The sequence below is a fragment of the Pseudomonas sp. B111 genome, from assembly GCF_026428275.1.
Taxonomy (GTDB): Bacteria; Pseudomonadota; Gammaproteobacteria; order Pseudomonadales; family Pseudomonadaceae; genus Pseudomonas; species Pseudomonas aeruginosa.
In genome coordinates, this window is sequence record NZ_CP097857.1 from 3,351,694 (window position 1) to 3,369,874 (window position 18,181).

16 protein-coding genes are annotated in these 18,181 nt (G+C 68.0%); 11 read left to right on the top strand and 5 right to left on the bottom strand.

Annotation, left to right across the window (positions count from 1 at the left end; all coding sequences use genetic code 11):
* Nucleotide 1 precedes the first annotated feature (1 nt).
* From pyk to M6E97_RS15530, 6 genes are all read left to right on the top strand, one after another.
* On the top strand, nucleotides 2-1,435 hold the full coding sequence (gene pyk, locus M6E97_RS15505; protein WP_003117786.1) for a pyruvate kinase: 1,434 nt from the start codon (nucleotides 2-4) through the stop codon (nucleotides 1,433-1,435).
* 366 nt (nucleotides 1,436-1,801) lie between these two features.
* Nucleotides 1,802-2,716 (top strand): urea transporter, encoded by a 915-nt coding sequence (locus M6E97_RS15510; RefSeq protein WP_003117787.1) that lies wholly within the window; start codon nucleotides 1,802-1,804, stop codon nucleotides 2,714-2,716.
* Nucleotides 2,717-2,780: 64 nt separating this feature from the next.
* Nucleotides 2,781-3,632: an ion transporter gene (locus M6E97_RS15515; RefSeq protein WP_003083179.1), complete on the top strand. Its 852-nt coding sequence runs from the start codon at nucleotides 2,781-2,783 to the stop codon at nucleotides 3,630-3,632.
* On the top strand, nucleotides 3,619-4,245 hold the full coding sequence (locus tag M6E97_RS15520; RefSeq protein WP_019485648.1) for a hypothetical protein: 627 nt from the start codon (nucleotides 3,619-3,621) through the stop codon (nucleotides 4,243-4,245). Before M6E97_RS15515 ends, M6E97_RS15520 begins: the two co-directional genes overlap by 14 nt.
* Before the next feature lie 123 nt (nucleotides 4,246-4,368).
* The gene (gene muiA / locus M6E97_RS15525) at nucleotides 4,369-6,024 is read left to right on the top strand and encodes a mucoidy inhibitor MuiA (RefSeq protein ID WP_009314771.1); all 1,656 of its coding nucleotides are present in this window, start codon (nucleotides 4,369-4,371) and stop codon (nucleotides 6,022-6,024) included.
* Nucleotides 6,025-6,152: 128 nt separating this feature from the next.
* Complete coding sequence (locus M6E97_RS15530; protein WP_003087175.1) at nucleotides 6,153-7,151, top strand: sulfate ABC transporter substrate-binding protein; 999 nt, start codon at nucleotides 6,153-6,155, stop codon at nucleotides 7,149-7,151.
* 81 nt (nucleotides 7,152-7,232) lie between these two features.
* Here M6E97_RS15530 and M6E97_RS15535 read toward each other — a convergent pair whose 3' ends face one another.
* Together M6E97_RS15535 and eutH are read right to left on the bottom strand one after the other, a co-directional pair.
* Complete coding sequence (locus tag M6E97_RS15535) at nucleotides 7,233-7,589, bottom strand: DUF1937 family protein (RefSeq protein ID WP_003087170.1); 357 nt, start codon at nucleotides 7,587-7,589, stop codon at nucleotides 7,233-7,235.
* Between the two features lie 59 nt (nucleotides 7,590-7,648).
* The gene (gene eutH, locus M6E97_RS15540; RefSeq protein WP_003087169.1) at nucleotides 7,649-8,884 is read right to left on the bottom strand and encodes an ethanolamine utilization protein EutH; all 1,236 of its coding nucleotides are present in this window, start codon (nucleotides 8,882-8,884) and stop codon (nucleotides 7,649-7,651) included.
* A gap of 346 nt (nucleotides 8,885-9,230) precedes the next feature.
* Between eutH and M6E97_RS15545 the strand changes: the two genes are divergently transcribed.
* From M6E97_RS15545 to M6E97_RS15560, 4 genes are all read left to right on the top strand, one after another.
* Nucleotides 9,231-10,007, top strand: coding sequence for a DeoR/GlpR family DNA-binding transcription regulator (locus M6E97_RS15545; RefSeq protein WP_003083169.1), 777 nt, complete (start codon nucleotides 9,231-9,233; stop codon nucleotides 10,005-10,007).
* Between the two features lie 184 nt (nucleotides 10,008-10,191).
* The gene (locus M6E97_RS15550; protein ID WP_009314775.1) at nucleotides 10,192-11,601 is read left to right on the top strand and encodes an NAD(P)/FAD-dependent oxidoreductase; all 1,410 of its coding nucleotides are present in this window, start codon (nucleotides 10,192-10,194) and stop codon (nucleotides 11,599-11,601) included.
* Nucleotides 11,588-12,826, top strand: coding sequence for an NAD(P)/FAD-dependent oxidoreductase (locus M6E97_RS15555; RefSeq protein ID WP_003133161.1), 1,239 nt, complete (start codon nucleotides 11,588-11,590; stop codon nucleotides 12,824-12,826). Before M6E97_RS15550 ends, M6E97_RS15555 begins: the two co-directional genes overlap by 14 nt.
* Nucleotides 12,827-12,846: 20 nt before the next feature.
* On the top strand, nucleotides 12,847-14,262 hold the full coding sequence (locus M6E97_RS15560) for a glycerol kinase (RefSeq protein ID WP_003087165.1): 1,416 nt from the start codon (nucleotides 12,847-12,849) through the stop codon (nucleotides 14,260-14,262).
* Nucleotides 14,263-14,269: 7 nt separating this feature from the next.
* Here M6E97_RS15560 and M6E97_RS15565 read toward each other — a convergent pair whose 3' ends face one another.
* Together M6E97_RS15565 and M6E97_RS15570 are read right to left on the bottom strand one after the other, a co-directional pair.
* Nucleotides 14,270-15,370, bottom strand: coding sequence for a P1 family peptidase (locus tag M6E97_RS15565; RefSeq protein ID WP_058187930.1), 1,101 nt, complete (start codon nucleotides 15,368-15,370; stop codon nucleotides 14,270-14,272).
* Nucleotides 15,371-15,383: 13 nt separating this feature from the next.
* Nucleotides 15,384-16,751: an APC family permease gene (locus tag M6E97_RS15570; protein ID WP_033939393.1), complete on the bottom strand. Its 1,368-nt coding sequence runs from the start codon at nucleotides 16,749-16,751 to the stop codon at nucleotides 15,384-15,386.
* Between the two features lie 200 nt (nucleotides 16,752-16,951).
* Here M6E97_RS15570 and M6E97_RS15575 point away from each other — a divergent pair, with 200 nt between their 5' ends.
* The gene (locus M6E97_RS15575; RefSeq protein WP_003087160.1) at nucleotides 16,952-17,758 is read left to right on the top strand and encodes a helix-turn-helix transcriptional regulator; all 807 of its coding nucleotides are present in this window, start codon (nucleotides 16,952-16,954) and stop codon (nucleotides 17,756-17,758) included.
* A gap of 3 nt (nucleotides 17,759-17,761) precedes the next feature.
* Here the strand turns inward: M6E97_RS15575 and M6E97_RS15580 are convergent, their stop codons facing one another.
* Complete coding sequence (locus M6E97_RS15580; RefSeq protein WP_003087156.1) at nucleotides 17,762-18,178, bottom strand: hypothetical protein; 417 nt, start codon at nucleotides 18,176-18,178, stop codon at nucleotides 17,762-17,764.
* Nucleotides 18,179-18,181: the final 3 nt, after the last annotated feature.

Below are 18,181 nucleotides of genomic sequence, written 5' to 3' on the forward strand. Positions count from 1 at the left end.
CATGACAGCCGACAAGAAAGCCAAGATCCTCGCCACCCTCGGCCCGGCCACCCGCAGCCGCGACGATATCCGTGCCCTGGTGGAGGCCGGCGCCAACCTGTTCCGCCTGAACTTCAGCCACGGCGACTACGCCGATCACGCGCAGCGCTTCGCCTGGGTGCGCGAGGTGGAAGCGGAACTGAACTACCCGATCGGCGTGCTCATGGACCTGCAGGGTCCGAAGCTGCGGGTCGGCCGCTTCGCCGCCGGTGCCGTGCAATTGCAGCGCGGGCAGACCTTCACCCTCGACCTCAGCGACGTCCCCGGTGACGAGCGGCGGGTCAACCTGCCGCATCCGGAGATCATCCATGCCCTGGAGCCGGGCATGAGCCTGCTGCTGGACGACGGCAAGATCCGCCTGGAAGTGGTCAACTGCCACAGCGACGCCATCGAGACCCGCGTGGCGGTGGGTGGCGAGCTGTCCGATCGCAAGGGCGTCAACGTGCCGGAAGCGGTGCTGCAACTCAGCCCGCTGACCGACAAGGACCGCCGCGACCTGGCCTTCGGCCTGGAACTGGGGGTCGACTGGGTGGCGCTGTCCTTCGTGCAACGCCCGGAGGACATCGACGAGGCCCGTGGGCTGATCGGCGACAAGGCCTTCCTCATGGCCAAGATCGAGAAGCCCAGCGCGGTGAGCGCCATCGAGGCGATCGCCGAGCGCGCCGACGCGATCATGGTGGCGCGCGGCGACCTCGGCGTAGAGGTGCCGGCGGAGAGCGTGCCGGGCATCCAGAAACGCATCGTCCAGGTCTGCCGCCAGCTCGGCAAGCCGGTGGTGGTGGCTACCCAGATGCTCGAGTCGATGCGCTTCTCCCCCGCCCCGACCCGCGCCGAGGTGACCGACGTAGCCACCGCGGTGGGCGCCGGCGCCGACGCGGTGATGCTCTCGGCGGAAACCGCTTCCGGACAATACCCTCGCGAGGCGGTAGAGATGATGGCGAAGATCGTCCGCCAGGTGGAGGCCGAGCCGGACTACCACGTCCAGCTCGAGGTCAACCGTCCGCAGCCCGACGCTACCGTCTCCGATGCGATCAGCTGCGCGATCCGCCGGGTCAGCCGGATCCTCCCGGTGGCGGTGCTGGTGAACTACACCGAGTCGGGCAACTCGACCCTGCGCGCCGCCCGCGAGCGGCCCAAGGCGCCGATCCTCAGCCTGACCCCGAACCTGCGCACCGCGCGGCGACTGACCGTGGCCTGGGGCGTGTATTCGGTGGTCAACGAGCAACTGGCGCACGTCGACGAGATCTGCTCGACCGCCCTCGACATCGCCCTGGCCCAGCGCATGGCGCGCCGCGGCGACACCGTGGTGGTCACCGCCGGCGTACCGTTCGGTCGCCCCGGCTCGACCAACATGCTGCGCATCGAGACCGTGGCGCCGCCGCTGGGAGGCCTCTGAAGCAACGAGTTCGGTCCGGCCCGCGCCGTCCCCCCGGGCATGCGGGTCGGGCCACCCTTGTCTCTCTCGGATGGATGGGGCCGGAAATACGGGGCCGCGTCTCCATCCATCCGGGAAAGACCTTCTTGTCGGACCATGGCCTCCCTCGCGCACTCCCATGCAGGCCATGGACATTCAAGGCCTCCGGTTCAACTCCTGCCGGAGGTCTTTTTTTCTTCTTGGAACGCCCTGCATGCATGACCCTCGCCTGGCCTTCTCGTCCGGGGTGCGTCGCCTCCGCTACCGGCCCTACAATGACCACCCCCGCCCCTCGCGCAGACCTGGCATCTCCGTGCCTGCCGAGCGGCCCTTGCCGCGCTGACCGCCATGCCCCTGCAACCTCTCCTCAATGCATCCCGAATCCTCCTGCGCGGCATCAGCCAGGTGTTCCTCCAGGGCGACCCACGCCTGGGCCTGGCCTGCCTGCTGGCGATCGCCGTCGGCGCGCCGCCGCTGCTCGCCGGCGCCCTCCTTGGCGGCGCCCTCGGCCCGTTGCTGGCGCGCCTGTTGCGTTGCGCCGACAGCGACATCGAGGCCGGGCTGTACGGTTACAACGCCGTGCTGATCGGCATGCTGCTGGCATTCCGCTTCGCCTGGTCGCCGGGACTGGTGTCGCTGGTAGCGCTCGGCTGCCTGGCCAGCGTGGCGTTGCAGCGCCTGTTCCTGCATGGGCTGCGCCGACGCCGCTGGCTACCGCCCTATACCCTGGGCTTCGTCCTCAACGGCTGGTGGCTGGTGCCCCTCGGCGCCTGGCTAGGCCTGGCCCCGGCGGCCCATGGCGGCTGCTTCAGCTGCGCCTGGAGCGGCACGGCGGAGCTGGCGGCGCTAACGCTGGGGATCGGCGAGATCATCTTCCTCGGTGAACCGCTGGCAGGGCTGCTGGTCTGGCTCGGCCTGCTGCTGGTCTCGCGTCCCTCGGCCGCCTGGGCCCTCGCCGGCGCCGCGGCCAGCCTGCCGCTGGCCTGGCTGCTGGGCTACGACTGGGCGAGCGCGCTCGCCGGGCTCTACGGCCTGAACGCCGCTCTTGCCGGGCTGGCCCTGGCCTTGCGCTACCGCAGCGTCTGGCCGCCACTGCTCGGCATGGGCCTGGCGGTGGCGCTGCAACCGCTGTTCGGCCTGCTCGGCCTGCCGGCGCTGACCGCACCGTTCATCCTCGCCTGCCTGCTCTGCATTGGCGGCGAGCGCCTTTACCTGCGCCTGGCCGGCAGCCTCGGCGCGCGCCTCGGCCGGCGGCGCTCCTGAGCGGGGAACGCTGGCGCCGGCGGGCTAGTCTGGTAAGGTGCCGCATCCATCATCAGGAGCCACGATGAGCGCACCCGACAGCTGGCGCGAACGCCTCTACATCGTCATCTTCCAGACCGACACCCGCGACGGCCGGCGCTTCGACAGCGCGCTGCTGCTGGTGATCCTGGCCAGCCTGCTGGTAGTGATGATCGACAGCATCGACGAGATCCACCAGGACTACGGCGACCTGCTGGCCTACATCGAATGGGGCTTCACCGGCATCTTCCTGGTGGAATACCTGCTGCGCCTGTACTGCTCGCCCAAGCCGCTGCGCTATGCCTTCAGCTTCTACGGCCTGGTCGACCTGCTGGCGATCCTCCCCGGCTTCCTCGCCCTGCTCTACCCCGACGCCCAGTACCTGCTGATCGTCCGGGTGATACGCATGCTGCGGATCTTCCGCGTGCTCAAGCTGCGCCAGTACCTGAGCCAGGCCAATTTCCTGCTCACCGCCCTGCGCGGCAGCAAGCAGAAGATCATCGTGTTCTTCCTCACCGTGATGACCCTGGTCACCGTGTTCGGCGCGCTGATGTACGTGGTCGAAGGCCCGGAGCACGGTTTCACCAGCATCCCCCGCGGCATCTACTGGGCGATCGTCACCCTGACCACGGTCGGCTTCGGCGACATCACCCCGAAGACCCCGCTCGGCCAGGCCATCGCCAGCCTGGTGATGCTCACCGGCTACTCGATCATCGCGGTGCCCACCGGGATCTTCACCGCCGAACTCGCCACCGCGATGCGCCAGGACCCGGCCAACCTGTTGCAGCGGGATTGCCCGGTGTGCCGCAAGGCGACCCACGAAGTGCAGGCGGCATTCTGCTGCCGCTGCGGCAACCCGTTGTTCCCTCGCGAGGAAGGCAGCCATGGGAAGTCTTGACCGGCAGCGCTGGGACGCCCTCTGGCAGCGACTCGGCGGCAACCCGCCGGCGGATGCCTTCGACGCGCTGCTGGCGGCCTATGGCGGGGCCGACCGGCACTACCACAGCGATCGCCACATCCTCGCCTGCCTGGAGCACTTCGACCGCTGGCGCCAACTGGCGCGGCGGCCGGACCTGGTGGAGCTGGCGTTGTGGACCCACGACCTGGTCTACGACACCCAGCGCCAGGACAACGAGGCCGCCAGCGCCGCCAGCACCGAGCGCTGGCTCGACCAGGCCGGGCTGGCGGCGCTGCGGCCGGCCCTGCGCGAACTGATCATGGCCACCTGTCACCAGGCGCCGCCGGGAGACGCCGACGCAGCCCTGGTGGTGGATCTCGACCTCGCCATCCTGGCCGCGCCGGCGCCGGTCTACGCACGCTACGAGGCGGACGTCCGCGCCGAATACGCCTGGGTGCCGGAACCGCTGTTCCGCGCCGGGCGCGGCAAGGTGCTGCGCCAGTTGCTGGAGCAACCGGCGCTGTACCACTGCGAACCGCTGCGGCAGCGCTGGGAGGCCGCCGCCCGCGCCAACCTGCGCGGTGCCCTGGAGCGCCTGGAACAGCCGGCCTGAGCCGCACGGGAAAATTTCTTCGCGCCGCTTAACCCGTCTTTCGCCGTGCTTGCGTCTCAGGCAGCAGGAAGGAACCGCACGCACGGGTTCCTCGCCCCTCCATCCGCCCAAGGAAGAGATATCGTGAATCGACTCGCCGCCTCTCCGCTCCTGTTCGCCGGCCTGTTCGCCAGCGCTCCGTTGCTGGCCGCGCCACAAGCGGTCGACAGCCGCATCAGCGCGGTCACCGTCTACGCCGACCGTGCCGTGGTCACCCGCACCGCCCGCCTGCAATTGCCCAAGGGCCAGCATGAGATCGCCCTGGAGCAACTGCCCTTCCAGCTCGACGACGCCAGCCTGCGCGCGTCCCTCGGCGCCAGCGCCGCCGCCACCCTGCTCGACGTCAGCAGCGCCGCGCAACGGGTCGAGCGCCCGGACGACAACCGTGTGCAGCAACTCGACCAGCAACTGCGCGAGATAGACCGGCAACTGCGGGAAATCCATGACCGCGGCAGCGTGCTCGAAGCGCAGAAGAAGTTCCTCGCCGACATCCAGAGCGGCAGCACCCAGCCCGGCAAGGATCGCCCCATGCCCGGCATCGACGAGCTGAAGAGCCTGCTGCAACTGACCGAAGGCAACCTCGAACGCCTGCTCGCCGAGCAGCGCCAGCTGGACGACCGCGCCGCCGAACTGGAACAGCGCAAGCAGCAGTTGCAGGAGCAGCGCGGCACCCTCAACGGCGACGGCAAGCGCTTCAAGCGCGCGGTCCTGCGGGTCGCCCTGGAGCAACCGGCACAGGTCGAGGTGAAGCTCGACTACACCCTGCGCGACGCCTCCTGGCAGCCGACCTACGACGCGCGCCTGCGCGACGGCGCGAAGACCATCGAACTGACCTACCAGGGCCTGGTCCGGCAGAGCAGCGGCGAAGACTGGACCGACATCGACCTGACCCTCTCCACCGCCCGTCCGGCCCTGGGCGGCAACGTACCGCGGCTGAATCCCTGGATCGTCGACATCGACGCGCCCAACGCCTACTACGGTGCCGAGATGGCCATGCAGGACGCTCCGGCGCCCATGCCGCAAGCCGCGCCCATCGCCAGGACCTCGGCGAAGATGGCCATGCCGGCCTCGGCGCCGAAGCTGGCCGAGGCGCGGCTCGCCACCGCGGAGGTCAGCAGCGGAGCCGCCAGCGCCTCTTTCCACATCCCCGTGCCGGCGACCCTGAACAGCGACGGCAGCGCGCAGAAGGTCACCATCGCCCGCCTGGAAATGCCGGCCAAGCTGCGCTACCTGGCGGCCCCGGCCCTGCGCGAAACCGCCTACCTGGAGGCGGAAACCCGCAACGACAGCGACTACCCGCTGCTCCCCGGCACCCTGAATACCTTTCTCGGCAACAGCTTCGTCGCCAGCGGCCATCTGCGCGGGGTGATGCCCGGGGAAAGCTTCGAACTGGCACTGGGCGCCGACGAGGGCATCGGCATCGAACGCAAGCTGGTCAAGCGCTACACCGACAGCAGCGGCCTGATCGGCAACCGCACGCGGGTCAACTACGAATTCCGCATCGACGTGCGCAACAACCACAAGAACGCCGAACGCGTGCAGTTCGAGGACCAGTTGCCGGTCTCGCGCAACGAGCAGATCCAGGTCACCTTGCTGGAACCCAAGGCGCAGGAAATCAAGCGCGAGGACGACGGCAAGCTGAAGTGGGACTGGACCCTGCAACCCGGCGAGAAACGCAGCGCCACCCTGAAGTTCAGCGTGGAGTATCCCAAGGACCTGGCGGTCAGCGGCCTCGACTAGCGCTGGCCAAAGCGCCGGCCGCGGCATAGGCTCGAGCGGGTAATAAGCAAAGCAGTTTTTGATATTTACCCTGCATATAACCCGACGTTATAGTCGAGCCACTACAACATGCCCAAAGGAACTGCCCTGTGAAACGACTGTTCAGCGCCTCCCTGCTGGCCGCCGGCCTGGCGCTCGGCGGCGCCGCTCACGCCGCCCAGCCCCTGCTCAACGTCTCCTACGACGTGATGCGCGACTTCTACAAGGAATACAACCCGGCCTTCCAGAAATACTGGAAAGCGGAGAAAGGCGAGAACATCACCATCCAGATGTCCCATGGCGGTTCCAGCAAGCAGGCGCGCTCGGTGATCGACGGTCTGCCCGCCGACGTCATCACCATGAACCAGGCCACCGACATCGACGCCCTCGCCGACAACGGCGGCCTGGTGCCGAAGGACTGGGCGACCCGCCTGCCGAACAACAGCGCGCCGTTCACCTCGGCCACCGTGTTCATCGTTCGCAAGGGCAACCCCAAGGCCCTGAAGGACTGGCCGGACCTGCTCAAGGACGGCGTCCAGGTAGTGGTGCCGAACCCCAAGACCTCCGGCAACGGCCGCTATACCTATCTCTCCGCCTGGGGCTACGTGCTGAAGAACGGCGGTGACGAGAACAAGGCCAAGGAGTTCGTCGGCAAACTGTTCAAGCAGGTACCGGTGCTCGACACCGGCGGCCGCGCCGCCACCACTACCTTCATGCAGAACCAGATCGGCGACGTACTGGTGACCTTCGAGAACGAAGCCGAGATGATCGCCCGCGAATTCGGCCGAGGCGGCTTCGAGGTGGTCTACCCGAGCGTGTCCGCCGAGGCCGAGCCTCCGGTGGCGGTGGTCGACAAGGTGGTCGAGAAGAAAGGCAGCCGCGCCCAGGCCGAGGCCTACCTGAAGTACCTGTGGTCGGACGAAGGCCAGACCATCGCCGCCAACAACTACCTGCGCCCGCGCAACCCGGAGATCCTCGCCAAGTTCGCCGACCGCTTCCCGAAAGTCGACTTCTTCTCGGTGGAGAAGACCTTTGGCGACTGGCGCAGCGTGCAGAAGACCCACTTCATCGACGGCGGCGTATTCGACCAGATCTACAGCCCCAACTGATCCCTCGCCGCTCGACGAAAAAGCCGGAAGCGCTCGCGCTTCCGGCTTTTTCATTCGGCTTGCAGTTCAGCCACTGCCGCCTCAGCGAAACTCGTGCTCCACCTCGGACCAGAGGCTCACCCGCTGTCCGCCGGCCTCGAAGAACTCCATCTCGCGGCGGATGCCGGCGCTGTCTCGCCAGCCCGGCAGGTCGAGGACGATCAGCTCTTCCAGGTGATCCATGTAGAAGGCGTCCACCGGCGCCCACAACCTGCCGATCGCCGCGCGGTCGAGATCGGCCAGGCACAGGTTGATCGGGTGGGACATGGAGACCTGGCTGAATACCACGTGGCCGGCGCGGACGATGGTCGCCGCGACCTCGTTGCAGGCACGGAAGCGCTGCTCGACCACCTCGGCGTCGGCATGGCTGTAGGGACAGGCTAGGAATATCTTGCGCATGGTTACCTCGTTGCGGAAAGCGACGCCGCGATGGCCCGCGGCGCTCGTCGGGGGATGTTTCAGGCTGCGTGCAGGGCGCTTTTTTCCGCCTCGTCATGCTCCTGCTCCTGCCGGGCATAGCGCTCGGCGGCAGGCACCGAGATGCGGATGGCGATGAATACCGCCAGCAGGCCGCCGAACAATTTGCCGAGCAGGATCGGCAGGATCAGCGTCGGCTGGAAGTTGGCGGTGAATGCCAGGTGATCGCCGATGGTGGCCTGGGCGCAGACGCCCAGGGCCACGCAAAGCACCTTGTCGCGAGCATTCATGTATTTGAACAGGTGGTAGGTGGCGATGATGTTCGCCAGCACCATGACAAAGGCGGTGGCGCCCGGCTGGGACAGCCCCAGGTAACGGCCGAGGACCGCCATCGGGCGCTTGCAGTAGCGCTGGAACAGGTAGCAGATGGGGAAGGTCCCGGCCAGCATGATGCCGATGTAGCCAGCGATCTCGATGGCGCGGAACAACTCTTTCTCGTCGGCGAACATCGGGTCGAAGCCCCAGCCGCCGAAGACCTTGGTGAAGACTCCGGTGAAGTGCTGGACGATGGAAAGCGCCAGGGCCATCTTGATGAACGCGTCCATCACCTTGCCAAATACCAGGAACCCGGTGACCATCGCCGTCGCCCGGTACTTCAGGCCGGCGGCCAGCAGGAAGCAGAAGACGAACAGCGGCGCCAGCAGCCGAAGCATGCCGAGGAAGTCCAGCGACAGGTAGTGCAGGGCCGGCGAACCGGTCGATACCAGTTCGCGCACCGGGATGTGGTTGAGGGTAATCAGCAGCAACGCCGCCAGCACCGCGAACGGAATGCTGATCAACCCGGCCATCGCCCCCAGCGCCAGGTACTTGTGGTCCTTGCGCTCGAGCATGGTCAGGCCGACCGGGATCAGGTAGACGATGGTCGCGCCGGAGGTGTAGCCCACCAGCATGGCGGTAATCCACATGTCGCGGTTGGCGGTCAGGGCATCGGCCAACTGGTAGCCGCCCATGTCCACCGCGATGATCGACAGCGCGGCGATGGATACGTCGGAACCGAGGGTCTGGAAGAACGGGCCGAGGGCATGGGAAATCGCCTTCGACAGATAGGGAATGGCTACCATGATGCCGGCCTGGGCGAGGAACACCGGACCGATGGCGTGGATGCCGTTGACGAACTCGCGGCCCAGACCGCTTTCCGGGCGCAGGATGGAAGCCAGCGCGCCAAGTACCGCACCCAGCATGATCAGGTAAATCACATAGTTTCCGAACTCGGCCATCTGCGTCGTTCTCCCCTCGGCAGGCTCCCGTAGCGGGATGCGTTCTTCTGGTTGTCTGGTCGGGAGGCCGGCCACGCCGGTCGCTCCGCCGAAGCGAACACTCGCATTTCGCGTGCCACAATTTGGTTTTCGTGTTGATTTGAAGGTTCGTTTTACCTAAATTGGTCACCCATACGGTCAAGTAGGCGGCCAATCCAAGAGCGTACCTGCCTTACGGACCTGTGGGATTTTCCGCCGGGCCTGCGCAAAGCCTCGCCCCGCCCCCTTCCGCCCAGCGCCGCCAGGCGCTACCGGGCGATTCACGGTAACAATCGCCGCACCAGGATGCGGCCCATGGGAGAACACGATGCGCCCCGAGGAACGCCGCCGCCACATTCTCGAATTGCTGCGCCAGCGCGAGCGGATCTCGGTGGACGAACTGGCGCGGACCCTTTCCACCTCCCAGGAAACCATTCGCCGCGACCTCGCCGCGCTGGCCGAACAAGGCCTGGTCAGCAAATTCCACGGAGGGGCCGCCCTGCCGCCCAGCGGCGAGCACGAGAACGCCTTCCAGACCCGAATGAACGAGCACGCCCAGGAAAAACGCGCAGTCGCCCGCTACGCCGCCGGCCTGTTCGGGCCCGGTGACAGCATCTTCATCGACACCGGCACCACCACCCTGCTGTTCGCCCGCGAACTGGCGCGCCAGAGCCATCTGACGGTGATCACCAACTCGCTGTTGATCGCCGGCAGCGTCGGCGCCTCCGGCAACCGTGCATTCATGATCGGCGGCGAGTACCGCCCGGAATCCGAACAGAACGTCGGCGCCCTGGCCATTGAGCAGATCGCCCGGTTCAACGCCGAGCATGCGGTGATCACCGTCGGCGCGCTGAACGGCGATGGCGCCATGGATTTTTCCATCGAGGAAGCCGAGATCGCCCGTGCCATGATCGCCCAGGCCCGCCAACTGACGGTTATCGCCGACTCCTCGAAGCTCGGCCGGCGCGCCCTGTTCCAGGTCTTCCCGCTGAGCCGGATCAACCGCCTGGTGGTCGACCGCAAGCCTACCGGGGAACTCTGGGAAGCCCTGCAACAGGCACGGGTGGAAGTCCACGAAGCCCCCCTGCGCACCCCGCAGGCCTGACTCCCCTCGCGGGCAGCCCCGGAGACAGGCCGGGGCTGTGCCGGTGGCTGCCCGTCGATTAATCGATTGACTGTTTCTCTTTCAGTTGCCACATTAAAACAACAAATTTCACATAAAATTCTGTGTGAAAATTCAGTGTTACGGTCAAAAAGCAAACTGATACCAAAAGAAACAGGCAGAAACGATGACTGAGCCGCTTGCGACAAAGACCGCGATCTTCGACGTTGCAGTGATCGGCGCTGGCGTGGTGGGTTGCGCCATGGCCCGCCGCTTCGCCCTGGAAGGTGCGCGGGTGGTCCTGCTGGAAAAAAGCACCGACATCCTCTCCGGTGCCAGCAAGGGCAACAGCGCGATCCTCCATACCGGTTTCGACGCGCCGCCCGGCAGCATCGAACTGGCCTGCATGCAGGAGGGCTATCGCGAATACCGCGACATCCATGCGCGCCTCAACCTGCCGCTGCTGGAAACCGGCGCCCTGGTGGCGGCATGGAGCGACGAGGATCTGGCGCGCCTGCCGGCCATCGTCGAGCAGGCCCACGGCAACGGTGTCGATGACGTCCGCCAGATCGGTCGCGACGAGGTCCTGGCGCTGGAGCCGCAGTTGGCCGGCAATGTGCTCGGTGCGGTGCGGGTCCCCGGTGAGCATCTGATCGACCCCTGGTCCGCGCCGCTCGCCTATCTGCAACAGGCGCAGGCCCATGGCGCCGAGGCCTGTTTCAACGTCGAGGTGCTGGACGGCGCCTTCGACGGCGGCGAATGGCTGTTGCATACCCGCCGCGGCGATCTGCGCGCGCGCCAGGTAATCAACTGCGCCGGACTCTTCGGTGACCAACTGGAACAGCGCCTGCTCGGCGCGGCGAGCTTCGCCATCCATCCGCGCAAGGGCCAGTTCGTGGTCTTCGACAAGGCCGCCGCGGCGCTGCTGCGGCACATCCTGCTGCCGGTACCCAACGAGCGGACCAAAGGCGTGGTATTCACCCGTACTGTCTTCGGCAACCTGCTCGCCGGCCCCACCGCCGAGGAACAGGACGACCGCGAACAGGCACGGGTCGACAGCGACACCCTGCAGCGACTGATCGACGCCGCCGTCGAGCGGCTCCCTGGCCTGCGCGGCATGCCGGTCACCGCCACCTACGCAGGATTGCGGCCGGCCAGCGAAAAGAAGGAATACCGCATCCGCCAGGTCGACGGACGCAACTGGATCAGTGTCGGCGGCATCCGTTCCACCGGTCTCACCGCGGCGCTGGGCATCGCACGCCACGTCTATCGTCTCTACCAGGGTGGGCGCTTCCACGAAGCGGTTCGCGAGCCGCTCTGGCCGCAGGTACCGAACCTCGCCGAACACCTGCCGCGCGACTGGCAGCGTCCCGGCTACGACGAGATCGTCTGCCACTGCGAGATGGTCACCCGCCGGGAAATCCTCGCCGCCCTGGAAGGCCCGCTGCCAGCCGGCGACTTCGGCGGCCTGAAGCGTCGCACCCGCGCCTGCATGGGACGCTGCCAGGGTTTCTACTGCAACGCGCGGGTCGCCGAGCTGAGCGCCGGCCGCCTCGCCCAGCCCCTCGCCACCGGGAGTTGCCATGAGCATCACTGAACAGGTCGACGTCGCCATCGTCGGCAGCGGTCCCGCCGGATTGGCGGCCGCCATCGAACTACGCCGCCAGGGCGTCGCCCGGGTCTGCGTGCTGGAGCGCGACGGCGAGGCCGGCGGTATACCCCGGCATTGCGCGCATCCGCCGTTCGGCCTGCGCGAGCACGGCCGCCTGTTGACTGGCCCGGCCTACGCGCTGCGTAACGTCGAACAGGCTGAACGGGCCGGGGTGGATATCCGCCTGCGCCATAGCGTGGTCGCTCTCGCCGCCGCCGGTCTGCTGCAACTGGCCACCCCCGAAGGCCCGCGCAGTCTGCGCGCGACACGCGTGCTGCTGGCCACCGGCGCACGCGAGACGCCGCGCTCGGCGCGCCTGCTGGGCGGCGACCGGCCACTGGGCGTGATCAATACCGGCGCGCTGCAAGCCTATCTCTATCTGCAAGGCCTGAAGCCGTTCGAACGGCCGCTGATCGTCGGCACCGAGCTGGTCAGCCTGTCCGCCGTGATGAGCTGCCGGCGTGCCGGCATCCGCCCGGTGGCCATGCTCGAACGCAACGCACGGGCCACCGCGCGTTGGCCGCTATCGTTGTTTCCCAGGCTGTGCGGAGTGCCGATGCACTTCTCCAGCGAGCTGCTGGAGATCGAAGGCCGCGGCCGGGTCGAGGCGGCGCGGGTACGCCTGGGCGACGGGCGGGTCGAACGGATCGCCTGCGACGGCATCCTCCTCAGCGGACGCTTCGTTCCCGAATCGAGCCTGGTCCGCCTCAGCCACCTGGAACTGGACCCGGCCAGCGGCGGCCCGCGCATCGATCAGTTCGGCCGCTGCTCCGACCCCGCCTATTTCGCCGCCGGCAACCTGCTCCGGCCGATCGAGACCGCCGGCTGGTCGTTCCGCGAGGGACGAAGGATAGCCGGCCTGCTGGCCGCCGACCTGCGGGCCGAACTGCCGGTCGCCGCGCCCGGTATCGCCATCGATTGCAGCGGTCCGCTCAAGCTGTGCGTGCCGCAGCGGCTGCTGGCCGACCCGACACCCGGCCTGGCGCATCTGCAGCTACGCGTAAGCGAGGCCGCCAGCGGCCGCCTGCGGATACTGGCCGATGGTCGCCCGGTGTGGGAGCGCGCCCTGTCCTGCCTGCCGGAGCGCCGCCTGCTGGTGCCGCTGGCCGCCCTGCGCCTACCGCCGGACACCCGACGCCTGGAAGTCGCCTTCCTCACCTCCGGCCACTGAACCCGCGAAGAGAACCGACCATGCGAATCGCCGCCCTCGACCAGGGAACCACCAGTACCCGCGTGCTGGTTGCCAGCCAGGACGGCAGCGCCGATATTCAGTTGGCGCTGCGTCACCAGCAACATCATCCGCAGTCCGGCTGGGTCGAGCACGATCCGCTGGAACTGCTGGCCAACCTGCAACGCTGCCTGGAGGCCAGCGGCCGGGTCGACGCCATCGGCCTCGCCAACCAGGGCGAAAGCTGCATGGCCTGGGACGCCCGCAGCGGCGAGCCGTTGTCGCCGCTGATCGTCTGGCAGGACAACCGCACCACCCCGCACATCGAGCGTCTACGCGCCAGCGGCGCCGAGGCGCTGGTCCTGGAACGCAGCGGCCTGCCGCTCGATGCCTATTTCTCGGCCAGCAAGCTGGGCTGGATCGTCGAGCACCTTCCTGCCGCTCGCCGGGCTCTCGAGGCCGGCCGCCTGCGCCTGGGAACCAGCGACGCCTGGTTTCTCGACCGCTTGTGCGGAACCTTCGCCACCGACGTCACCACCGCCTCGCGCACCGCATTGATGAACCTCGCCGAGGGCCGCTGGGACCCCGAACTGTGCGCCCTGTTCGGCGTGCCGATCGAGTGCCTGCCGGAAATCCGCGATACCGTCGGCCATTTCGGGGTGATCGGCAACACTCCGCTGACGGCCTCGGTGGTTGACCAGCAGGCCTCGCTCTACGGTCACGGCTGCCGCCAGCCCGGTGATGCGAAGATCACCTTCGGCACCGGCGCCTTCGCCCTGACCCTTAGCGGCGAGCGGATCATCCGCTCGCCGGAGACAGGCCTGCTCGCCACCATCGCCTGGCAGATCGATGGCAAGCCGGTGTACGCCATGGACGGCGGGGTCTACGATGCCAGCGCCGCAGTCGAGTGGGCCGGGCGTCTTGGCCTGTTCAGCGACTTCTCGGAACTGGCCGGCTTCGACCGGCCGCCGGCCATCGACCGCGGGCTGGCCTTCGTCCCGGCCTTGTCGGGACTCGCATGCCCGCACTGGGACCGCAGCGCCGGCGCGATGTGGCTGGGAATGGACGCCGGCACCCGCCGCGAGGACCTCTGCCAGGCCCTGCTCGAAGGCGTGGTGCTGCGCAGCGCCGAGGTGATCCAGGCGATGGACGGCTACCTGAAGGTCACCGACCGCCTGTCCATCGACGGCGGCCTGGCGCGCAGCCCCTACTTCGCCCAGTTCCTCGCCGACAGCCTGCAACGGCGCATCGTCACCCAGCGCTTCGACGAACTCACCGCCTTCGGTTGCGCCGCCCTTGCCGCGCGTGGCCTCGGCTACGAGCTGGCGGAGCCGCGCAACACCCGCACGGAGTTCCAGCCGCGGGTCGACGCCGGCACCGCCCGGCGCTGGCAGGTGCGTTTCAGCGAAGCGGTGGCGCGCACCCGCGGCTGGCGCTGAGCCGCTTTCAGCGTCCCGGCCAGCCGGTCTCGCGCAGCGCCGCCAGGAGCCTCTCCCCCTTCAGCGCGGGCACCAGCCGGCCATCCTCGGTGCGCATGTCCTCGCCGGCCAGCAGCACGTTGACGATGGCTTCTTCCACCGCCTCCGCCGCCGCGGCGAACAACGGCGAGATGTGGTCGTTGTTGAGCATCCGCAGCAGCGTGCTCTGCGGCAGGTCCTTGCGCGCATAGTCGGCTGGCGGCAGGTCCTGGTTGCCGGTGGCGAAGGCGAGGAACACGTCGCCGCTGGAGTCCTCGGTGCCACCACCGGTGCGAGCGATGCCGATCGAGGCGCGCTGCGCCAGGCGCTGGCACTGGTGCGGCAGCAGCGGCGCGTCGGTGGCCAGGATCACCACGATGGAGCCCATGCCCGGGGTGCCTTCCTCGCTGAACGGCGAGGGGATGTCGCCCAGCCGGCGGCCGACCGGATAGCCATCGACCCGCAGCTCGCGACGCTGGCCGTGGTTGGCCTGGACCAGCGCGCCCACCGTCCAGCCGCCCTGCTCCGCCGGCAGCCGCCGCGATGCGCTACCGATGCCACCCTTGAACTCGTGACAGATCATCCCGGTACCGCCGCCCACCGAACCTTCGCGGACCGGTCCGGACTCGGCGCAGGCCAGCGCCTCGCCGACCTGGCGGGCGCCGACGTGCTGGCCCCAGATATCGTTGAGCAGGCCGTCGAAGGTCTCCATCACCACCGGCATGCACCAGTACAGCCCGCTGTCGCCGAGTTCGGCGCGCTCCTCGGCGATCAGCGCGTCGCGCACCGCGCCGACGCTGTGGGTATTGGTGATGGCGATCGGGGTGGTCAGCAGGCCGGCTTCGCGGACCCACTCCAGGCCCGTGGCGTCGCCGTTGCCGTTGAGCACATGGCAGCCGGCGAAGCAGGGTTGCAGGCGCGCCGCACCGGCGCGCGGCTGGACCAGGGTGACGCCGGTGCGAACCTGCCTGCCGTCGATCCGATGGTTCAGGGTGCTGTGGCCGACGCGCACGCCGGGAACGTCGGTGATCGCGTTGAACGGGCCGGGAGTGCCCAGGCCGAGGGTGATGCCAAGTTGTCGAGCGCGCATGCGGACTCCTGTTTCAAAGCTTCTGGAACGCCGGACTGAGCTTGCCGTAGGTGCAGTAGAGAATCACCGACACCGCCAGCAGTCCGACAATGATCATCACATCCCTGGCCGAGGCCGCCAGGAACAGGTTGAGCAGCAGGTATCCCGCGCCACTCGCTGCCAACAGCGCTGGCAGCGGCCACAGCGGCATCCGGTAGGGATGCTCGCGGTCGCGCCGCAGCACCCGGCTGAACAGCGCGCAGAGGGCGACGATCAGGTAGACCATGACGATCAGCAGCACGGTGAACGAGGTCAGTTCGGCCAGGTTGGAACTGAAGCTCAGCGCCGCCGAGGGAATGGCGAGGAACAGCGTGGCCAGCCAGGGCGACTCCCAGCGCGGATGGATACGGGTGAAGGCACGGTTCAACGCCGGCATCCAGAGCGCGTCGCGACCGCTGCTGAAGATCACCCGGGCGCTCTGGATGACGATGGCGACGATGGCGTTGAACACCGAGAGGAAGATCCCGGCGCTGACCAGGCGCGACAGCGTCTCGTTGCCATGGCTGTTCAACAGGTAGCCGATCGGATCGGGGCTGGCGAGCATCGCCGGGAGCGACGGCGCGCCGATCAGCAGCGCGGCGAGCGGGACGATCTCGATCAGCACCACCAGCGCCAGCGACCAGAGCACCGCGCGATGCACGCTGTGGCCGCCGTCCTTCATGTCCTCGGCGAGCAGCACCGCGCCGCCGAAACCGTTGTAGGAGAACAGCGCGGTACCGACCGCTCCGATCACCAATGCCCAGGGTGCGATCGCCAGCAGCCCGCCGTCGCCGACTACCTGCGGCTGCAGCAGGACGCTCACCGGCTGCTGCGCATGGCCGAAACCGAGGCCGACGATCACCAGCAGCGCCGCCACTTCCAGCAGCAGGCAGGTGCCCGTGACCCAGGCGTTGACGCGGATGTTGAGGATGCCCAGCAGGTAGCTGAAGGCAACGATCGCCAGGGCCACGGTCTGCGCATCGAAGTGGGTGCCGAGGGCGGCGTTCAGGTAGGTCGCCGCGCCGGTGGCGAGCACCGGCGGGATGAACAGCAGCATCGCCAGCACCGTGAGGAAGGTGGCGTAGCCGGCCAAGCCGCCGAACACGCGCTTGGCGTAGACGTACTCGCCGCCGGCGGTGCTGTGCGCCCTGCCCAGCTCGGCATAGCACCAGGCGAACATCAGCGCCAGCACCCCGGCCAGGGCGAAGGCCCAGAAGGCGCCGGTGCCGGCCTGCTGGATGGCGAAGGGGGCGATGACGAAGACGGAACTGGCGGGAGTGACCGCGGAAACGGTGATGGCGACCACGTCGAACACGCCCAGGGTGGGTTTCAGCGCACTTTCGGGCGCGGGGGAAGAGCTCATGTCGTTGTCCTCTGATTGTTATTGAAGTTGAGGCAGTAACGGAGACTCGCGGCGGCCCCCTGCCGGGGCGCTGGTTATGCGCCGACTCTAGGAGCGCGGAACCGGCGGGCCAATCACCCTTTGGGGTTACGCCCCTTGACGCGGCGGGTGGAAAAGCCGCAAACCGGAGCCTGCGAAAACCCACCGTGGAGCGAATACGGATGCACACCCTGTTCCGGGACATCGGCATGCACGCCAGCCTGGGCCGCGCCATCGAACAGATCGGCGGCAACCGCTTCTGGAAGCAATTGATCCTGCTGCTGCGCCAGCACCTGCCGTTCGACAATGCCCTGGCGATCTTCTACCCCGCCAACGGCGTGCCGGTGGCCCTGGAGGAATACGACGCCGAACCGCACGCCGGGCCGGCCTCGATGCTCGCCTACCTGAACGGGCTGTACCTGCTCGACCCCTTCTACCAGGCTTGCCGGGAAGGCCTGGCCAGCGGCCTGTACCGCCTCGAGGAGATCGCCCCGGACCATTTCCGGCAGAGCGAGTACTACCTCAGCTACTTCCACGACAACGTGCTGGAGGACGAGGTGCAGTTCATCCTCCAGGTACCCGACCGGGGCGCGCTGTCGCTATCGCTGGGGATGCAGCGGATATTCGCCGACGAGGAATGCGGGATGCTCGGGCTGCTCTCGAGCTGGGTCCTGGCGCTGATGCAGCAGCACTGGCAGCAGCGCAGCCAGCGCCTGTTGCCGGCCGCACCGCAGGAAGAGATGGCCACGCAGATACGCGACGCCCTCAGCCACTTCGGCGCCAGCGTGCTATCGGAACGCGAGCTGGAGATCGCTCGCCTGATCCTTCGCGGCTACTCGTCGAAGGCCATGGCCGAGCGCCTGGCGATCTCGCCGGAGACGATCAAGGTCCATCGGCGCCACCTGTACGCCAAGCTGGACATTTCCTCGCAACCGGAACTGTTCTCGCTGTTCATCCAGTCGCTCGGGCACGACCCGGAGAACCCCTAGGGGTCATGGATTGGCGTAGCGCCGGCTGAGACCGGGCGGGATGCCGCGGGCGTCGGTCTCGGTCCAGGGACCCTGCGGGCTGGTGGACCAGAACCAGCCGCCGTCCCAGCGGTAGTAGGTACGCTGGCGGTAGTAGAGATCGCGCTCGCCGCGGATCACATAGACCCCCAGGCTGCCGTCCCAGACGCCCTTGCCGCCTGGCGGCGGGGCGAACTGCGGACGCGAGCGGCTGGGCTGCGCCGGAGTCTGCGGTTGCGGGGTGATGCGCGGCGGGGTGGCGCCGGGCGCGCTGGACGGACCGGGCTGCGGCTGGCTTTGCGGCGGCAGCGAGGCCGGCGGTTCGCTGGTCTGCGGCGGATGCACCACGCACCCGCCGAGACCGCCCAGGAGAATCGCCAGACCCAGATACTTCGCCTTCACCGC